The following is a 16,859-nucleotide window of genomic DNA, read 5'->3' as shown; positions in this document are numbered from 1 at the left end:
GGCCCGAAGGCGAACCGGTCAAGGCGTCTGCAGCTTGCTCTTGATGAACCCCACCACCCAGGTCAGCACCGCACCGCCGGCGCCACCGCCGATCACGCTGCTGATGATGGCTGGAATATCCAGGGAACCTTCGGCCCCGGCCTGGGCCAGGGACTGATCGCCGGTGACAGTGGCCAGGATCTGCCCCACCACCACACCCCCTACCCCGCCAAGAACGGAATTGAGCAGCGGCCCGAGGCCGTGCTTGGTCATACCTGCCGCATTACCGCCTACCACACCGCTGATGACCTGCACGGCCAGACTGATGATATCCATCGCAAATGCCCTCTGTAGCGCCTGAAATGACGACTCGCCTGCGGGCTACTACGGATACGGCACTGCCACCGGGCATAAGAGACGTCGTGGTCCGACCAACGACGGCAAGCTGTTGCGGATATCCGACAGTATATGTAGGACTTTTCAGTTACGCGAATGACGTGCCACGGCTCAGGGCCTGACGTTCTTCAGCTCGTTGAGCAACCCCAGCAGCGCCTGCAGCTTCTCGTCGCCGAACTGTTCGAGGATGCGCTGGTAGTTGCGCTCCATGTCCTCGCTCATGTCGACGAAGCACTGCTGGCCCTGCTCGGTGAGACCGACGAAGACCCGCCGCTGGTCCTGCGAGGACTTCTTGCGGCGCACCAGGCCATCGCGCTCCAGGCGGCTGAGCACGCCGGTCATGCTGGGCTTGAGGATGCAGGCCTGCTCGGCGAGCTGATGACTTTCCAGCTCGCCCTGCTGACGCAGGATACGAATCACCCGCCACTGCTGTTCGGTCAGGCCGTGTTCGTTGAGAGAGGGACGGAAGAAGGCCATGGTGGCCTCGCGGGCTTGCAGCAGGGTCAGGGTCAGGGAAGGTCTTGGAATGGGCATGATCAGGCTGTTGTCGACGGTGATTGCGCAGCTTAAGAGCCGGGCTTTCGTGTCGCAAGGGCCATCATGGGCAGCACTTCCAGATCGTCAAATATATTGAACTGAAGCGTCAGGTAAAAATCACATTTCCACCTGATCAATCAACCAGTTAAACGATAAATCCAAGGTTTCACGTTAAAAAATATGGACACAAATAGCTTATTCCGCTTGATATATTTAACGGCTCTGGCAAGCTATGGGCAGGTTTCGACCGGGAATCGACGTCAGCGTGCAACCCGGCAGTGCTCGAAACCTCAGGCAGTACCAGGTCCGCACCGGTGCGCCTGCACAACAATGACAGGCCGCGCCTGTCCCAAGGTGACATATGCCCAACAGCAACATTGGCAATAAGAATCAGAAATCCCGCAAACCCGTGGTCCTGATGACCATGGGCGCTCAAGAGCGCAAGGGTCACGACTATCAGGTGATGACCCACAAGTACATCGTGCCGCTGGTGGAACACGCCGGCTGCGTCCCGGTCCTGGTGCCGACCTGCTGTGGCATCGAAGACCTCGAACAGTACCTGGACATGGCTGACGGCGTTTACCTCACCGGTGCCGGGAGCAATATCGACCCGGCCCTCTACGGCCAGGAAAACCAGACCCCCGGCAAAGCCCAGGACCGCGACCGCGACCTGTTCGACCTGCCCCTGGTGCAACTGGCGATCGCCCGTGGCCTGCCGATCTTCGGCATCTGCCGCGGCATGCAGGAAATCAACGTGGCACTGGGTGGCGACATCTACCAGAAGGTCTACGCCGAACCCGGCTTCAACGACCATCGGGAAAACCCGGACGATCCGGTGGACGTGCAGTACGCCCCTTCGCACAGCGTGCGCCTGAAACCGGGCAGTTGGCTGCGTGACCTGCTGCAGAGCGACGATATCCGCGTCAACTCGCTGCATGGCCAGGGCCTGAAAACCCTCGGCGACGGCGTCGAACCGCTGGCCCATGCCGAAGACGGCCTGGTCGAGGCGATCCACGCGCCGAGCCTGTCGCCCTTCCTTTTCGCCGTGCAATGGCACCCGGAGTGGCAGGCCGCGCAGAACCCGGATTCGGTGCGAATGTTCGAAGCCTTTGGCGAAGCCTGCCGCGCCCAGGCGGGCAAGAAGCAGCAAAGCAAGAGTCAAAGCATTGCTTGAGAAATCAACCGTAAGGCATTGATTTTCAATAATTAAACGGCCGTATCGAAGCAAGCTTCGATACGGCCGTTTTACTTCTTAAAATACTTTCAAGTTCACATATATCTGATTGATTTATAACGATAAAAATCAATCAAGAATTCACTTCAACATGGCCGTCTAGGGAATCGCATCCATCCGCGGTTCCATCTGCGTCGGCGCCATCAGATTCCCCTCGATCTGCCCCGACAACGACCAGACCCCGGCCATCACTCCGGTGGCATGGTTCTCCATCAGGTTCTGCCACTCCTCGTTCAGCGCCACGTTGAGGATCACCCGCAGTTGCTCGACCATCTCCGGCCGATCACTTTCGTGCATCATCGCGCCGATCCCGGCCGAGGCCAGCGAGATCGCCATCCCCGCCGCCTTGCCCACCGCCGCCGCCACCGCGCTGAGCGCGCCACGGGGGGCCAGGGTCGCCTCGAGACGGGTGCTGGCCTTGCTCGCCACCGAGGACAAGCCTTTGTCCGCTGCCGAAGCATTGACCGCGGCGGCCCGCCTGATGTTCTCGTCCAGGGCCAGCCATGCCGGCAGCTGTATCAACGGGCGCGCCGCCAGCAGTTGCCGCAGGCTGGCGTCCCGCGCGGCCGGCGGCCCCAGGGCGATGGCGGGAATGCGCTGCAGATGCAGGGCGAACTGATCAGGGGCCGGACGATAGCGCTGCTGTATCCCCGCCATCTGCTGGCCGAGTAGCTGCACATAGAGTTCGGTGGCGCGTTCGCGAATCAGGTCGGGGTTGATCTGCTCGGCCACCGGTTCCAGCACCCGCTCGCGGTAGGCCTCTTGCAGGTACAGGGCCAGGCGGTTGTCGCCTTGCGAATGCTCGCGGTCCTGGCTCATCTTGTACCAGGCCACCTTGAGGGTCAGCCATTGCTGGGTCCAGTAGCCGGTGAACCAGGGAATGAAATTCGCCTCGGTGTGCTTCTGCACCTCCTCGCGCCACACGCGCATGGAGCGCCGGGCATAGTCGCCGGCGGAACCGGCGGCGCCACGGGACGCCACGACGATCTCGCGATCCACCTGCTGCCACGCCGCGGGCGACAGCACCACCGGCGGAATTTCCGCCACGCGCGGGGACGAACCGCAGGCGGCCACCACCAGCAGTGCCAGCAACAACGCGAGATTCAACAGAGGCCGGACCACGACCGTACCCCGCCAGCAACGAGGGACCTTCCCCGAGTATAGGAACCGCCGCCCGGCGCTGATCTAACTTCTGGCGATATCAGCCGGCCCTGGCCAGCAGCGGCCATTGCCCCAGGGCCTGATAGCGCCCCTTGCAGGACTCGTAGAGCACGAACTCACCCACGTTCCAGTGAAACCCCGGCGCCTGCGCCGCTTCCGGCACAACCCCGCGAAAATCGCGCATCAGGGTCAGGTGCGGACGAAACTCCCGGGGATCGACCAGGAAACCCAGAGGCGACATCGCCTCCTGCAATCCGTAGACCCAGCGCAGCAACCCCGCCGGCGCATGTTCCGCGGTGAGCACCAGGGCCTGGCTGCGGCGCCACACCTCCAGGCGATCGAGCAGCAGCGGCTCCAGGTGCTCCAGCGGCCGCAGACGCGCGGCGGCTTCGAGGATCGCGGGCAACTGCGTCACGCCCGCCGTGCCAAGGAACATCAGGGTCAGGTGAAAATTCTCCGTCGCCACCGGCCGCCCGCCGCGCAGCCGCAACTCGCTGCGCCAGCGAGACAGTGCCCGGCCTTGTTGCGGCGCGCAGGGCAAGGCGAAGAACAGGCGTTTGAACGGTTCGTTCGGGCCTGGTTCGTTGCTGTTCATGGACATCCCCTCTTTCCGGTCATGTGCAAGCCTGCATTGACCTGTGACCTGAAACAAGACGTTGCGATCCGCGACGCTTATCCTCGTCCGTGTCCTCGCCTGAAGAAAGGAGTCCCTCATGAGCCTGGAACTACGTGCCGCCACCCCGGCGGATGTCGAAACCCTGTTCGCGATCCGCACCAGCGTCGTGCAGAACCATCTGTCCCGCGAGCAGATGGCCGAACTGGGCATCACCCCCGAAGCGCTGGTTTCGATTCTTGCAGCAGAGCCCTGCGCCTGGATTGCCGAGGTCGATGGCGTGGCCGCCGGCTTTGCCATGGTCGATAGCGAGATCGGCGAGGTATTCGCCCTGTTCATCCGCCCGGGGTTCGAGGGACTGGGCATTGGCCGTGCGTTGATGGCCCTGGCCGAGGCCTGCCTGTTCCAGCGCCATGAACTGATCTGGCTGGTCACCGACGGCGACCCGCGGGTGCGCGCCAACGGTTTCTACCAGCGTCTGGGCTGGCGGCGGGTAGCGCGGGTGGACGCGCGGGATGTGCGCTTCGAGAAGCACCGCTGAAGCACAGAATCGCCCAGGACTCCGCGGGCGCTTTCCCCGCGGAGTCACTGGACCTGATAGGTGCAGCGCGCCCTCACACCGGCGAAATCGTTCCCAGCGCGCCAATCACGATTGCCAGTGCCAGAAATCCGAACAGAAAAATCGCCATCTTGCCCATCACAGCCTCCACTTACCGATGACCACGGCCATCACCACCAGGTGATCAGCCGGTCAGACGGCCCGGACCGGGAGCGCCCGCTCCGTCCTGGGGCCGTCTGCATGGGGCCTATTGTCGATAAGCAGCTGTTTGCATAACAGCGTCAGAAAGCGCTGAAAAATACGGATCAGATTCAGAAGCGGAAGTGCCCCACCATCACATGCAGCTGGTTGCTCAGGTGGCTCAGCTCGGTACTGGCAGCGGAAATTTCCGCACTGGCGGTGGCCGACTCCTCGGCGGTCTCGCGCACCCGGGTCACGCTCTGGTTGATTTCCTCGGTCACCGCCGCCTGTTCTTCCGCGGCGGTGGCGATCAGTTCGCTCATCTGCTGGATATTCGAGACCTGGCGGGTGATGTGCTCCAGCGCCGTGCCGGTGTCGCGCACGCCATTGACCGAGGCATTGGTCTGCTCCAGGTTGGTCTGCATCATCCCGCTGCTTTCGTTGGCGATCTGTTGCAGCTTGATGATCAGTTGCTCGATCTCGCTGGACGACGCCTGGGTCCGCTGGGCCAGGTTGCGCACCTCGTCGGCGACCACGGCGAAGCCGCGCCCCGCCTCGCCGGCACGGGCGGCCTCGATGGCGGCATTGAGCGCCAGCAGATTGGTCTGCTCGGCCACCGCCTTGATCACGTCGAGAATCGCCCCGATGCGCCCGCACTCCTGCTGCAGACGGCCCAGGGACTCGGCGGAAATCCCCACGCCACTGGCCATCGCCTCGATCTGCCGGATCGCCTGCTGCGACAGCGCCAGCACGCTGGTCACTTCATGGTCGGCGCCCTTGGCGGCGCTGGCGGCCTCCTCGGAGTTGCGCGCGACTTCCTGCACGGTGGCGGCGATTTCGTTCATCGCCGTGGCCACCATGTCGGTCTCGTTGCGCTGGCTGTCGATGCCTTCGCGGGTGGTGCTGGTGATCGCCGCCAGTTGCGAGGCCGAGGCTGCCAGTTGCTGCGAGCCGCAGCCGATCTGGGAAATCACTTCACGCAGGCTGCTGTTCATGCTGTTCAGCGCACGCAGCAGCACGCCCAGCTCATCGCCGCGCGCGGAGGGGATATCCACGGTCAGGTCGCCATTGGCGATACGCTGCGCGGCCTGCACCGCCTGGCGCAGCGGGTAGACGATCTGCCGGCTGATCAGCAGGGCGACGATGATGCCGCAGACGATCGCCACCAGGGTGATCGCCGCCAGCAGCATATGGGTGCTCTTCACCTGTGCCGAAGCACGCGCCTCTTCGGCGTAGTACAGCGCGTTGGCACCGTCCTGCAACTGCGAGAGCAACTGGTTGGCGGCGGTCAGTTCGGCCACCGAGCGGGCCTGGTCACGCGCCTTGCTGTAAGCCTCAAGGCCGCTCTGGAGCTTCTCCGCGGCCGCCAGATCCTGTGCCGGCCAGCGCCCCTCGCGGGCATCCAGGACCAGTTGGTCGAAGCCTTGCTTGAGTTTTTCGTGGTGTTCCCGGTGCAGCGCCTGGTGGCTGGCGTCGTTGCTCAGGGCGAAGTTGTAGTTGGCCTCGCGGGTGAAGACGATCTCGTCGAACAGGCCACTGATGAAACTGATGCGCGACAACGATGCACTGCTGTTCTGCAGCCCGAAGCCGCCGAGCAGCGACAGCAGCAGGGCGAAAACCAGCAGCAGGCCAAAGCCGAGGCCCAGTTTGCGAGTAACGCTGAGGTTCTTCAGCGTGAATGCCTGTGACATACCTTTCTCCAACCTGTGAATTCGCCCTCGCCGGCCCGCAGGTAACGGTGACCGGCAAGCCCCTGTACATCCGGGAATGCTGTCGTGACGCCGACGCCATTGGGGAACCGAACCGGTGCCGATGGCACAGGCCCTGGTGCACAGGAGTGTTCCGAAGGGGGTTCACGCGCTGGGCATCCATGCGGCTCCCCAAGGGCGGGAAACCTCTATTTGCCCGGGCGTCCACTGCCCGGCATTACCCTACTTAAAGTAAGGGAATGGTACATCCGCAAACGATTGATCTCAATATGACATTAATGTCTGTTTGCCGCTATCGTCCCTCTCGATCAGTTGCACGCGATTCGTAGGAGCTGGCTTGTCCTTTCGCAGCATGGGTATCTACACATCTTCGAAGGCTTGTCGGGGGACCGCATCAAGGCCGCCAGGTGCCTGCCTTGAGTGTTGTAGCGCCTGTGAGATCGAGCGCCGCCCGCGCGGCGCATCGCGAGCGCGCTCGCTCCTACATTTTTTGCAACGTGCCTATGTCTGTCAGGCCATGGTTGACCGCCTTGTGTGTACGACGCGGTATCGCGTCGACCCCAACAGCTTCCCCGCGATAAATCGCCAAGCGCCAAAGGCTGGCAACGCCGCTCTCACAGGCCATGGCACGTTGCAAAAAATGTAGGAGCGAGCGCGCTCGCGATGCGCCGCGCGGGCGGCGCTCGATCTCATAGGCGCTACAACACTCAAGACAGGCACCTGGCGGCCTTGATGCGGTTCCCCGTCAAGCCGTCAAAGATGTGTAGATACCCATGCTCATCGCAGGCAAGCCAGCTCCTACGCGGGCCCAGCCAATCAATCGAAAGCGTGAAACAACCGCTCCAGCAACCGCGGCCGCCATTCCCGGTCGCCCAGCATCCGCTCCAGCAAGCCCTTGTGCGGCGCCCCCGGTACCACCAGCAGCGAGCGCCATTGCGCATTGACCGCCTCGTCGTACAGGCGTCGGGGGATTTCCAGCGGCACGACCTCGTCGCCACCGGCGGCGATGACCAGCAGCCGCCCGCGATAACGCGAGAGGATGCCCCAGGCATCGCTGCCGTCCCAACTGCGCGGCTGACGGATCAGCGCGGAAAACGCCGGACCGAAGGGCACGGCGTGGGCATCGGCGTGATAGATGCCCGGCACCACCAGCACCAGGGCCGACGGCTGGCAGGTTTCGCTCAGGCGCACGGCGTTGTACGCACCCATGCTCGCGCCGATGATCGCCGTGGGCCTGCGCGTGGCCTCGATCACCGCGCGGGCCTGCGCTTCGCGCTCGCGCAGCGACGAGCCCTGCTTGACCCCGCCGGTCACACCATGGCCGATGCAATCGAAGGCGGTGGAACCGATACCGCGTTGCCAGAGTGCCTGGCGAACCCCGGCGAACACCCCCAGATGCCCGTCGCCAGCGCCGTGGATCGCCAGCAGATGGGCGTCGCCGTCACCCGGCCGGTGATCGACATGCAGCCGCTGACCGGCATACCGCACCTCAATACTCATGTGCCCCCTTCGCCGCCTGCGCCAGCAGCCAGTCCTGCACCAGCGCCAGGGTCGCCTCGTTGCGCGCCTTGCGTGGCGCCACCAGATAGAAGCCCGCGTCAGCACGCAGGACCTTGTCGAAAACCCGCAGCAGCCGCCCCGCGTCGATATCGGCCTGCACGAACACGCGACTGGCCAGCGCCAGGCCCTGCCCCGCCACCGCGGCATCGATCGCCAGGCTGGTCTGGTTGAAGCGCAGGTTCTGCGCCGCCACCGGCAGGGCCTGGCCGAACACCTGCTGGCAGAACCACGGCCAGGCGTTGTGGGCATCGTGCAACAGCGCGAAGCGTTGCAGATCCGCAAGCGTAGCCGGCCTGCCCAGGCGCTCCAGCAAGTCCGGACTGGCGACGGCGACGATGCCCTGCTCGAACAGCAAGCGGGTCTCCAGCCCCGGTCCGAACGGCGGCTGGCCGAAACGCACCGCCAGGTCCACCGCATCGGTGTGAAAACTGGACAGGCGCTCGGTGGCCAGCACCCGCAGGTCGATATGCGGCCACGCCGCGGTGAAATCGGGCAAGCGCGGGATCAGCCATTTCGAGGCGAAGGTCGGCGTCACGCTGATGGTCAGGTGCAAGGGCTCCGGGCGCAGCGCGCGGGTGGCCTCGGCGATCAGTTCGAAGGCGCGGCGGATGCTGGCCTGGTAGCCGCGCCCGGCATCGGTCAGCGCCAGGCTGCGCGGCAGACGCTCGAACAGGCGAATTTCCAGGTCCGCCTCCAGCCCGCGGATCTGCTGGGCCACCGCGCCCTGGGTGACCCCCAGCTCCTCGGCGGCGCGACGGAAATTCAGATGGCGCGCGACCACTTCGAACACGCGCAGGGCATTGAGGGACGGCAAGCGTTCGGACGGTTCACTCATGACGATAGATTTTCTACAGGATCGAAGAGGTAAAACTGACTCTCTCGGCCAGCCTGATCGCTGCTAGCCTTGATCCAGCTTAAACCTTCAGACAGGAGAACGCGCAATGACAGTAGAAAAAGTGGCGATCATCACCGCCGGCGGCAGCGGCATGGGCGCGGCGGCGGCGCGGCGCCTGGCGGCGGACGGGTTCAAGGTCGGCATCCTCTCCTCCTCCGGCAAGGGCGAGGCGCTGGCCCAGGAACTGGGCGGAATCGGCGTGACCGGTTCCAACCAGTCCGACGACGACCTGCGCAACCTGGTGGACCAGGTGGTCGCGCGCTGGGGGCGCATCGACGTGCTGGTCAACAGCGCCGGCCACGGCCCGCGCGCGCCGATCCTGGAGATCAGCGACGAAGACTGGCACCGCGGCCTCGACACCTACCTGCTCAACGTGATTCGTCCCACCCGCCTGGTGACCCCGGTGATGCAGCGCCAGCGCGACGGCGTGATCATCAACATCTCCACCGCCTGGGCCTTCGAACCGAGCGAGATGTTCCCCACCTCGGCGGTGTTCCGCGCGGGCCTGGCCTCCTTCAGCAAGATCTTTGCCGACACCTATGCCCGCGACAACCTGCGCATGAACAACATCCTCCCCGGCTGGATCGACAGCCTGCCGGCCACCGAGGAACGACGCGCCAGCGTGCCATTGCAGCGCTACGGCAGCAGCGAGGAAATCGCCGCCACCGTGGCCTTCCTCGCCTCGACGGGGGCGGCGTACATCACCGGGCAGAATCTCCGGGTTGACGGCGGGATCACCCGTTCGGTGTGAGCCTCATTCGCGATGGGCGCCGCCGGCGTCCGTCGCGGCTCAGAACACCGTCCCCACCGGATACACAAACGCATTCACGTCATAGAACGGCGTGCGCTGATAGAACCAGTTCAAGCGCGCCTTGGGATCCGCGGCGAATGCCGGGTCGTCCTTCAGCTTCTTGTCGAACGCGGCCTTCAGCGCCGCATCCTGCTCCAGCATCTTGCGCGCCATCGGCTCCATCACGTACTCCTCCGGCTCTTCGGCGGCGATCAGGGTGGAGTTGAAGAAGCCCCACGACCAGAACGAATCCGGGCTTTCCGGATGCAGCAGGTTCACCGCCAGCACGCCCAGCGGCTGGTCGACATCGATCAGCACCGAACCCGCCGGGAAGGTCTGCAGACGCTGGAACGGCTTGCCCGTGCCGCTGACCAGCAGATGCCCCTCGTAGCCGGGAATCTGGTTGACCGCGGCGCGGTCCGGCTCGAAACCGCCCGCCACCTTCACGTCATCCATGCGGTACAGGGTCACCGCCACGGCCGTGGGTTTGTCGAGGGTGCGCATGGCGATGCCGTGGGCCTTGAGGCGGGTGATGACCTCGCGCCACTGCGCCGGGACGATGTACTGCTTCGGCCGCTTGACCACCAGGTCCGGCTCGGTGTTGCCGGTCACCGGCACGTCGAGCTGCTTGGGCTGGTTGCTCCAGACGATGCTCTTCGCCCCGGTGATCGGCGAGGTTTCGTAGCGGTAGTCGCCCACGGTGAACGGCACGGTCTCGGCCTTGCCGGGTTTCCAGGTGAGGATCACGTCCTGCTGCGCGGCGAGGCGCGCGCGGTCCTGGTCGATGGCCGCGCGCAACGACCCGGCCTGCTCGCCGATGACCTGGAACATGGCCTTGAGCATCACGTAGTTGCCCAGCACCTGGGTGCGGTACGGATGCAGGGCATGCTGCTCGATGAGGATCGAGGGCACGTTGCGGATATCGCCGTACTGGTTGGAGAAACGCGCCAGGTCGCTGCGGTAGGGGTAGTAGCCCTGGGTCGGGTCCTGGTTGTCGTTGAAGCTGATGCATTCGTGGACCACATGGCCCTCGTCCTGCAGCGCCTTGTACACCGGGGCGCGCAGGGTCTGGTCCATCCACGCGCTGCTGGCCGGCGACCAGCCGTTGCCGTTGTGGCAGTACGAGCTGTCGTAGGGGTACATGGCGCCGTCGGTGGAGTGGGTATCGGCGAAGAAGCTCAGCTCGTAGGTGTTGAACACCCAGGCGACGTTGCGGATCTCGGCGCTGTCGAGCTTGGTGAAGTCGCGGTTGAGGTTGTAGTTGAGGCCGTTGACCCGCCAGCCGGCGATGTCCGGGCCGTTCTGGTTGATCCGTCCGTAGGCGCTGCGGCGCACGTCGCCGTCGATGTTGACGGTGGGGATGAAGAGGATATTGACCTGCTCCAGCAGCGCGGCCAGGGGCTTGTCGCCGCTGGTCATGTCACGCAGGAGCATGAACATCGCGTCCTTGCCGTTGGATTCGCCGGGGTGGATCTCGGCTTCGACGAAGATCGTCGGCTTGCCGGTTTTCTTCAGGCCGGCGGGGGATTTGTCGCTGGACAGGGAGACCACGGCGAGGACCATCGGGTAGCCTTCGGCGCTCTTTTCCGGCAGTTCGCTGAGGGCGACCTTGCCACCGGAGGCCGCCGCCAGCTTGCGCAGCCAGGCACGGGTTTCCTCGTAGGTGCTGGTCTGTCTGAAGTCGCTGGCTTCGGCGGTGGTGATCAGCGGGTTGTCGGCCTTGGCGATGTAGCGGGTGCTGGTGAGGTGCTGTTCGAACATCGGCGGCAGGATGCGCTGCTTCGCCGCCGGCGGATAACCGCTGTCGTCGATGTAGGCTGGCGCCGAGGGCAAACTGGCGGCGTGCACGGACTGGCTGGCGCCGAGCAGCAGCGCGGCGAAAAACAGGTTCGGGTGGGGCATGAGGAGTTCCTTCTCGCACAGGAACTGGCAACCTTAGAACACATTGCAAAATCATACGAGGGGCGTTTCAGCCATGTTGAGCAACCTGTTCAGCGGTATTACCGACTCAGCCACGGAAGAACGTTTCGACGATCTGCTGGCCCGGCCCGGCGTGCGCATCGAGCGCATCGTGTCCACCGGCCAGTGCAGTCCGCCGGACTTCTGGTACGACCAGGACGAAGGGGAATGGGTGCTGCTGCTGAGCGGCTCGGCGGGGCTGCGCCTGGAGCATGAAGCAGAGGCGCGGGTCTTGGGGCCGGGGGATTTCCTGGATATCCCGGCGCACTGCCGGCATCGGGTGGAGTGGACGGATGCCGGGCAACCGACCGTGTGGCTGGCGGTGTTCTATGCCATGTCTTGAGGGCCTCATGGCGGCATGGGTATGTACACAACTTTGAGGGTCTGGCGGGGAAACGCATCAAGGCCGCCAGGTGCCTGTCTTGAGTGTTGTAGCGCCTGTGAGATCGAGCGCCGCCCGCGCGGCGCATCGCGGGCAATGCCCGCTCCCACATCGGTTGCAACGTGCCTATGTCTGTCAGGCCATGGTTGACCGCCTTGTTGGTTCGACTCGATACCGAGTCGAACCCAACAGCCTCCCCGCGATGCATCGCCGAAAAACAAAGACTGACAACTCAAATCCAACAGGCCATGGCACGTTGCAAAAGATGTGGGAGCGGGCCGGGCGGCGTTCCGATTGCCCGCGATGCGCCGCGCGGGCGGCGCTCGATCTGGAAGGCGCTGCAAGGCTCAAGACAGGCACCTGGCGGCCTTCATGCGGTTCCCCGCCAGGCCGTCAAAGCTGTGTAGATACCCATGCTCATCGCGGGCAACGCCCGCTCCCACAAGGTCCGAGTACGCCGCAGGGCGTTGCCCGCGATGAGGCCAATGGGCTTCACACCGCCCGCAACATCCCCCGATCGACGATGAAGTCGATCAGCGTCTGCAGACCATGCCCGGTCTTCAGGTTGGTGAACGCCCACGGCCGCTCCGGGCGCATGCGCCGGGTGTCGCTCTCCATCACTTCCAGCGACGCCCCGACATAGGGCGCCAGGTCGATCTTGTTGATCACCAGGAAGTCCGACTTGGTGATCCCCGGCCCACCCTTGCGCGGGATCTTCTCGCCTTCGGCAACGTCGATCACGTACACGGTGAGGTCGGCCAGTTCCGGGCTGAAGGTGGCACTGAGGTTGTCGCCGCCGCTCTCGACGAAGATCACTTCGAGGTTGCCGAACTTGCGCGCCAGTTCTTCCACCGCCGCCAGGTTCATCGAGGCGTCCTCGCGGATCGCCGTGTGCGGGCAGCCACCGGTCTCCACCCCGACAATGCGCTCCGGCGCCAGGGCCCCGGCCTCGGTGAGGATGCGCTGGTCTTCCTTGGTGTAGATGTCGTTGGTCACCACGGCGATTTCGTAGTGGTCGCGCATGGCCTTGCACAGCGCTTCGAGCAGCGCGGTCTTGCCGGAGCCGACCGGGCCGCCGACGCCGACACGCAGGGGTTGCTTGTAGCTTTGCATAGGGAATTCCTCAGGAGCGGAACAATCGGGTGTATTGGGTTTCGTGGCGCGACGAGGCGATCGCCAGCAACGGCAGGCCACCGCCCAGTGCGTCATCGGGCAGCGCCAGGGCACGCTCCAGCACCGCCGGCAGTTCTTCGCAGAGATCACGCAGCAGGCTCTGCGCCGCCTGCTGGCCGAACGGCACCAGCTTGACCCCGGCCATCACCGCGCCCTCCAGCCAGGCGAAGCCATGGCCCAGGGCCAGATCGCGCAGCGGGATGCCCCAGTGCGCGCCGAGCCAGGCCATGCCGCCCAGCTGGCTCAGTTCCAGGCTGGGGCGCCACCGGGGCGCCTGGCCCAGTTGCCAGCCATCCAGCAGGCGGGCCAGGGCCGCGCCGCGCTGGCGCTCCTCGGTGCGCAGTTCGGCGGTTTCGCGGTTGGCCAGGAGGAAGCGGCTCCAGTGGGCGAAGGCTTCCGCGTCATCGGCCTCGCAGGCGCGGTACAGGCGCGCCAGCAGCGGCCAGTCGAGATGGCCGAGGGTGTCGTCGATCTGCTGCCGTTGCCAGGCGCGAAAACCCTCGGCGCCTTGCACCCAGCCCGCCTCCACCGCCCATTCCAGGCCCTGCGAGTAGGTGAAGCCACCCACCGGCAGGCCGGGACTGGCCAGTTGCAACAGGCGCAGCAGTTTCAGCTCGCTGTTCATCAGCCCGCCACGAGCATCGCCGCGCCGGCCAGCAGGCCGCCGCCGAAGGCTTTCTGCAGGCCGGTATGACGACGCAGCAGACAGCCGACGGCGAATCCGGCCACCAGCAACAAGGCGCTGACCGTGACGAAACCGGCGCTGAACAGCCAGAACGCCCCCGGGCTGGCTTCGACGCCATGGGCCCAGCCGTGGAACAGGGCGAACAGCGGCATCAACAGCGACAGCAGCAACTGGCGCTGAGGCAGCAGCAGCGCGGCGGCGGCCACCAGCAGCGAGCCGAGAATCATCTGTTCCATGCCGATCACGCCACCGAACAGATGCCCCAGCAGCGCCCCGCCGAACATCGCCGCCAGGGTCAGTGCCGGCAGCAGCAGGCGGCGACCGGTCAGCGCGGCGAGGATGCCGGTACCGAGCAGCATCAGCAGGTGGTCGGGACCGGTCAGCGGGTGCAGCAGGCCGTCGTGCAGGGGGTTGCTGTCATGCCCGGAGTGGGCCATGGCCGGAACGGCCACCAGCAGCAGGGCGAAGGTCAGAAACGCTTTCATGGATCTCTCCTTGTTGGAATTCACAACGCCGCCTGGGCCGGCAGGCGGACGAACAGGTGGTCGGAATGCGTGTGGCTGTGCGGTGCGCTCTGGTAGGCGCCCGCTTCGGGCTCGAAGGGTGCCTGCTCGACGACGACGTCGAGGCCGAAGCCGCGGACCATCTCGTCCAGTACATGGTCATGCTGGTAACGCAGGAAACCGGCCTCGACCTGCAACGGCACATGGCGGTTGCCCAGGTGATAGGCGGCGCGGGCCAGGGCCAGCGGATCGCTGCAGTACACGCTGGACACCTCTTCCGAGGCGGCCACGACCCGCACCAGCGTCTCGCCCGCGTCGTCCGCCAGCAGCTCGCCGCCGCGGATCAACTGCCCGCGCTCCAGCATCAGGCCGGCATCGCGGCCATCGTCGAGGGTGATGCGCACCCGGCTCTTGATCCGTGTATCCAGGCTCAGCGTGGCCGTGGCGGTGGGCTTGCCGTCGCTCGCCCTGCGGGTCAACAGAATCATCGGGGTCCTCCTTGCTCAGAACAGAAAGTAACGCTGCGCCATCGGCAGCACCGTGGCCGGCTCGCACACCAGCAGCTCGCCGTCGGCGCGCACCTGGTAGGTCTGCGAATCCACTTCGATATTCGGCATCAGGCCGTTGTGGACCATATCGTCCTTGCGCACCGTGCGGCAGCCGTGGGCCAGGCCGATCAGGCTGCGCAGGCCGAGCTGCTCGTGCACCCCGCGATCGAGGGCCTCGCGGGACAGGAAGGTCATCCGCGTGGCATGCCGCGCCGCGCCCAGGGCGCCGAACATCGGCCGGTAATGCACCGGCTGCGGCGTCGGGATCGAGCCATTGATATCGCCCATGGGCGCGGTGGCGATCATTCCGCCCTTGATCACCAGGGCCGGCTTGACGCCGAAGAAAGCCGGCGACCACAGCACGATATCGGCCAGCTTGCCGGCTTCCAGCGAACCCACTTCATGGGCGATGCCATGGGTCAGCGCCGGATTGAGGGTGTACTTGGCGATATAGCGCTTGACCCGCGCGTTGTCGCTGTACGACGAATCGCCCGCCAGCGCGCCGCGCCGCAGCTTCATCTGGTGCGCCACCTGCCAGGTGCGCAGCACCACCTCGCCGACCCGGCCCATGGCCTGGGAGTCGGACGAGGTCATGGAGAAGGCCCCGAGGTCGTGGAGGATGTCCTCGGCGGCGATGGTCTCGCGGCGAATGCGCGACTCGGCGAAGGCCACGTCCTCGGCGATGCTGGTGTCCAGGTGGTGACAGACCATGAGCATGTCGAGGTGCTCGTCCACGGTGTTGACCGTGTACGGCAGGGTCGGGTTGGTCGACGACGGCAGCACGTTGGCGAAACTCGCCGCGCGGATGATGTCCGGGGCATGACCACCGCCCGCGCCTTCAGTGTGGAAGGTGTGGATGGTGCGGTCGCCGATGGCCGCCAGGGTGTCCTCGATGCAGCCGGATTCGTTGAGGGTGTCGGTATGGATCGCCACCTGCACGTCCATCTCCTCGGCCACGTTCAGGCAGCAGTCGATGGCCGCCGGGGTCGAGCCCCAGTCTTCGTGCAGCTTGAGGCCCACCGCGCCAGCGGCGATCTGCTCGCGCAGGGCTTCGGGGCGCGAGGCGTTGCCCTTGCCCAGCAGACCGATATTGATCGGCAACTCGTCCGCCGCCTGGAGCATGCGCGCCAGGTACCAGGGCCCGGAGGTGCAGGTGGTGGCGTTGGTCCCGGTGGCCGGCCCGGTGCCGCCGCCGATGAAGGTGGTGATGCCCGAGGTCAGCGCTTCTTCCACCTGCTGCGGGCAGATGAAATGGATATGCGAGTCGATGCCGCCGGCGGTGACGATCTTGCCTTCGGCGGCGATCACCTCGGTGCCCGGCCCCACGGGCAGGGTCACGCCGGGCTGCACATCGGGGTTGCCGGCCTTGCCGATGCCGAAGATGCGGCCGTTCTTCACGCCGATATCGGCCTTGACGATGCCCCAGTGATCGATGATCAGGGCGTTGGTCAGCACCAGGTCCATGGCCTCGGCGGCGAGCATCTGGCCCTGGCCCATGCCGTCGCGGATCACCTTGCCGCCGCCGAACTTGACCTCCTCGCCGTAGATCGTGAAGTCCTTCTCCACCTCGACCCACAGTTCGGTATCGGCCAGGCGCACGCGGTCGCCGACGGTGGGGCCGAACATGTCGGCATAGGCCCGACGGGAAATCCGGCTCATGCGTCCACCTCCAGCTTGCCCATGACCTTGCCCTGGAAGCCGTAGACCTCACGCTTGCCCGCGTAGGCCACCAGGTTCACGCTGCGCGACTGGCCCGGTTCGAAGCGCACCGCGGTGCCGGCGGGGATGTCCAGGCGATAGCCGCGGGTGGCCTCGCGCTCGAACACCAGGGTGTCGTTGACTTCGAAGAAGTGATAGTGCGAGCCGACCTGCACCGGGCGGTCGCCATGGTTGGCGACGCTGACGCTGATGCTCGCGCGGCCGGCGTTGAGTTCGATATCGCCGCTGGCGGCGACCTGGATTTCTCCGGGAATCATCCTGTTCTCCTCGTTATCCC

18 protein-coding genes are annotated in these 16,859 nt (G+C 65.4%); 4 read left to right on the top strand and 14 right to left on the bottom strand.

All coding sequences use genetic code 11. The annotated features are described in order from the left end of the window. Positions 1–18: 18 nt before the first annotated feature. Together CHB99_RS04945 and hpaR are read right to left on the bottom strand one after the other, a co-directional pair. A complete protein-coding gene (locus tag CHB99_RS04945; protein WP_042129988.1) occupies positions 19–315 on the bottom strand; it encodes a hypothetical protein in 297 nt (98 codons plus the stop codon). Between the two features lie 171 nt (positions 316–486). Continuing rightward, positions 487–909, bottom strand: coding sequence for a homoprotocatechuate degradation operon regulator HpaR (hpaR, locus tag CHB99_RS04940; protein WP_042129985.1), 423 nt, complete (start codon positions 907–909; stop codon positions 487–489). A gap of 364 nt (positions 910–1,273) precedes the next feature. Between hpaR and CHB99_RS04935 the strand changes: the two genes are divergently transcribed. After that, positions 1,274–2,086 (top strand): gamma-glutamyl-gamma-aminobutyrate hydrolase family protein, encoded by an 813-nt coding sequence (locus CHB99_RS04935; protein WP_042129984.1) that lies wholly within the window; start codon positions 1,274–1,276, stop codon positions 2,084–2,086. Positions 2,087–2,245: 159 nt separating this feature from the next. On the opposite strand, the gene CHB99_RS04930 is transcribed toward CHB99_RS04935, so the two are convergent. Both CHB99_RS04930 and thpR read right to left on the bottom strand, forming a co-directional pair. Next, complete coding sequence (locus CHB99_RS04930; RefSeq protein ID WP_377697318.1) at positions 2,246–3,253, bottom strand: hypothetical protein; 1,008 nt, start codon at positions 3,251–3,253, stop codon at positions 2,246–2,248. Positions 3,254–3,347: 94 nt separating this feature from the next. Next, entirely contained in the window at positions 3,348–3,902 is a 555-nt protein-coding gene (gene thpR, locus CHB99_RS04925; RefSeq protein WP_042129980.1) for an RNA 2',3'-cyclic phosphodiesterase, read from the bottom strand. A gap of 118 nt (positions 3,903–4,020) precedes the next feature. Between thpR and CHB99_RS04920 the strand changes: the two genes are divergently transcribed. Continuing rightward, on the top strand, positions 4,021–4,461 hold the full coding sequence (locus CHB99_RS04920; protein WP_042129979.1) for a GNAT family N-acetyltransferase: 441 nt from the start codon (positions 4,021–4,023) through the stop codon (positions 4,459–4,461). Positions 4,462–4,790: 329 nt separating this feature from the next. Here the strand turns inward: CHB99_RS04920 and CHB99_RS04915 are convergent, their stop codons facing one another. The 3 genes from CHB99_RS04915 to gcvA all read right to left on the bottom strand — a co-directional run bounded on the left by CHB99_RS04915 (position 4,791) and on the right by gcvA (position 8,763). Beyond that, positions 4,791–5,849: a methyl-accepting chemotaxis protein gene (locus tag CHB99_RS04915; RefSeq protein ID WP_377697372.1), complete on the bottom strand. Its 1,059-nt coding sequence runs from the start codon at positions 5,847–5,849 to the stop codon at positions 4,791–4,793. Positions 5,850–7,184: 1,335 nt separating this feature from the next. Then, complete coding sequence (locus tag CHB99_RS04910; RefSeq protein ID WP_084703035.1) at positions 7,185–7,868, bottom strand: alpha/beta fold hydrolase; 684 nt, start codon at positions 7,866–7,868, stop codon at positions 7,185–7,187. Then, positions 7,858–8,763 (bottom strand): transcriptional regulator GcvA, encoded by a 906-nt coding sequence (gcvA, locus tag CHB99_RS04905; protein ID WP_042130724.1) that lies wholly within the window; start codon positions 8,761–8,763, stop codon positions 7,858–7,860. The genes CHB99_RS04910 and gcvA overlap by 11 nt, the downstream gene beginning before the upstream one ends. 106 nt (positions 8,764–8,869) lie before the next feature. Between gcvA and CHB99_RS04900 the strand changes: the two genes are divergently transcribed. Next, entirely contained in the window at positions 8,870–9,574 is a 705-nt protein-coding gene (locus tag CHB99_RS04900) for an SDR family oxidoreductase (protein WP_042130722.1), read from the top strand. A 39-nt stretch (positions 9,575–9,613) separates the two neighbouring features. Here CHB99_RS04900 and CHB99_RS04895 read toward each other — a convergent pair whose 3' ends face one another. Then, positions 9,614–11,515: a M14 family metallopeptidase gene (locus CHB99_RS04895; RefSeq protein WP_042130720.1), complete on the bottom strand. Its 1,902-nt coding sequence runs from the start codon at positions 11,513–11,515 to the stop codon at positions 9,614–9,616. Between the two features lie 73 nt (positions 11,516–11,588). Here CHB99_RS04895 and CHB99_RS04890 point away from each other — a divergent pair, with 73 nt between their 5' ends. Beyond that, complete coding sequence (locus CHB99_RS04890) at positions 11,589–11,915, top strand: cupin domain-containing protein (protein WP_042130718.1); 327 nt, start codon at positions 11,589–11,591, stop codon at positions 11,913–11,915. Between the two features lie 531 nt (positions 11,916–12,446). Here CHB99_RS04890 and ureG read toward each other — a convergent pair. From ureG to CHB99_RS04860, 6 genes are read right to left on the bottom strand one after another with little or no spacing between them, the layout of a single operon-like run. Further along, entirely contained in the window at positions 12,447–13,067 is a 621-nt protein-coding gene (gene ureG / locus CHB99_RS04885; protein WP_042128532.1) for an urease accessory protein UreG, read from the bottom strand. A gap of 10 nt (positions 13,068–13,077) precedes the next feature. Further along, positions 13,078–13,752 (bottom strand): urease accessory protein UreF, encoded by a 675-nt coding sequence (locus tag CHB99_RS04880; RefSeq protein ID WP_042128530.1) that lies wholly within the window; start codon positions 13,750–13,752, stop codon positions 13,078–13,080. Then, positions 13,752–14,297, bottom strand: coding sequence for a HupE/UreJ family protein (locus CHB99_RS04875; RefSeq protein ID WP_042128528.1), 546 nt, complete (start codon positions 14,295–14,297; stop codon positions 13,752–13,754). Before CHB99_RS04875 ends, CHB99_RS04880 begins: the two co-directional genes overlap by 1 nt. Positions 14,298–14,317: 20 nt before the next feature. Next, the gene (gene ureE / locus CHB99_RS04870; protein WP_042128526.1) at positions 14,318–14,803 is read right to left on the bottom strand and encodes an urease accessory protein UreE; all 486 of its coding nucleotides are present in this window, start codon (positions 14,801–14,803) and stop codon (positions 14,318–14,320) included. Positions 14,804–14,818: 15 nt separating this feature from the next. Further along, positions 14,819–16,522 carry an urease subunit alpha gene (gene ureC, locus CHB99_RS04865; RefSeq protein WP_042128524.1) on the bottom strand — a complete coding sequence of 568 codons (1,704 nt, stop codon included), beginning with the start codon at positions 16,520–16,522 and terminating at the stop codon, positions 14,819–14,821. Continuing rightward, positions 16,519–16,839: an urease subunit beta gene (locus tag CHB99_RS04860; RefSeq protein WP_042128523.1), complete on the bottom strand. Its 321-nt coding sequence runs from the start codon at positions 16,837–16,839 to the stop codon at positions 16,519–16,521. Before CHB99_RS04860 ends, ureC begins: the two co-directional genes overlap by 4 nt. Positions 16,840–16,859: the final 20 nt, after the last annotated feature.

Origin of the sequence: Pseudomonas japonica, from assembly GCF_900188455.1 — a bacterium.
Taxonomy (GTDB): domain Bacteria; phylum Pseudomonadota; class Gammaproteobacteria; order Pseudomonadales; family Pseudomonadaceae; genus Aquipseudomonas; species Aquipseudomonas japonica.
Note: the sequence above shows the minus strand (reverse complement) of the source record. Positions and strands in the feature narration are given on the sequence as shown.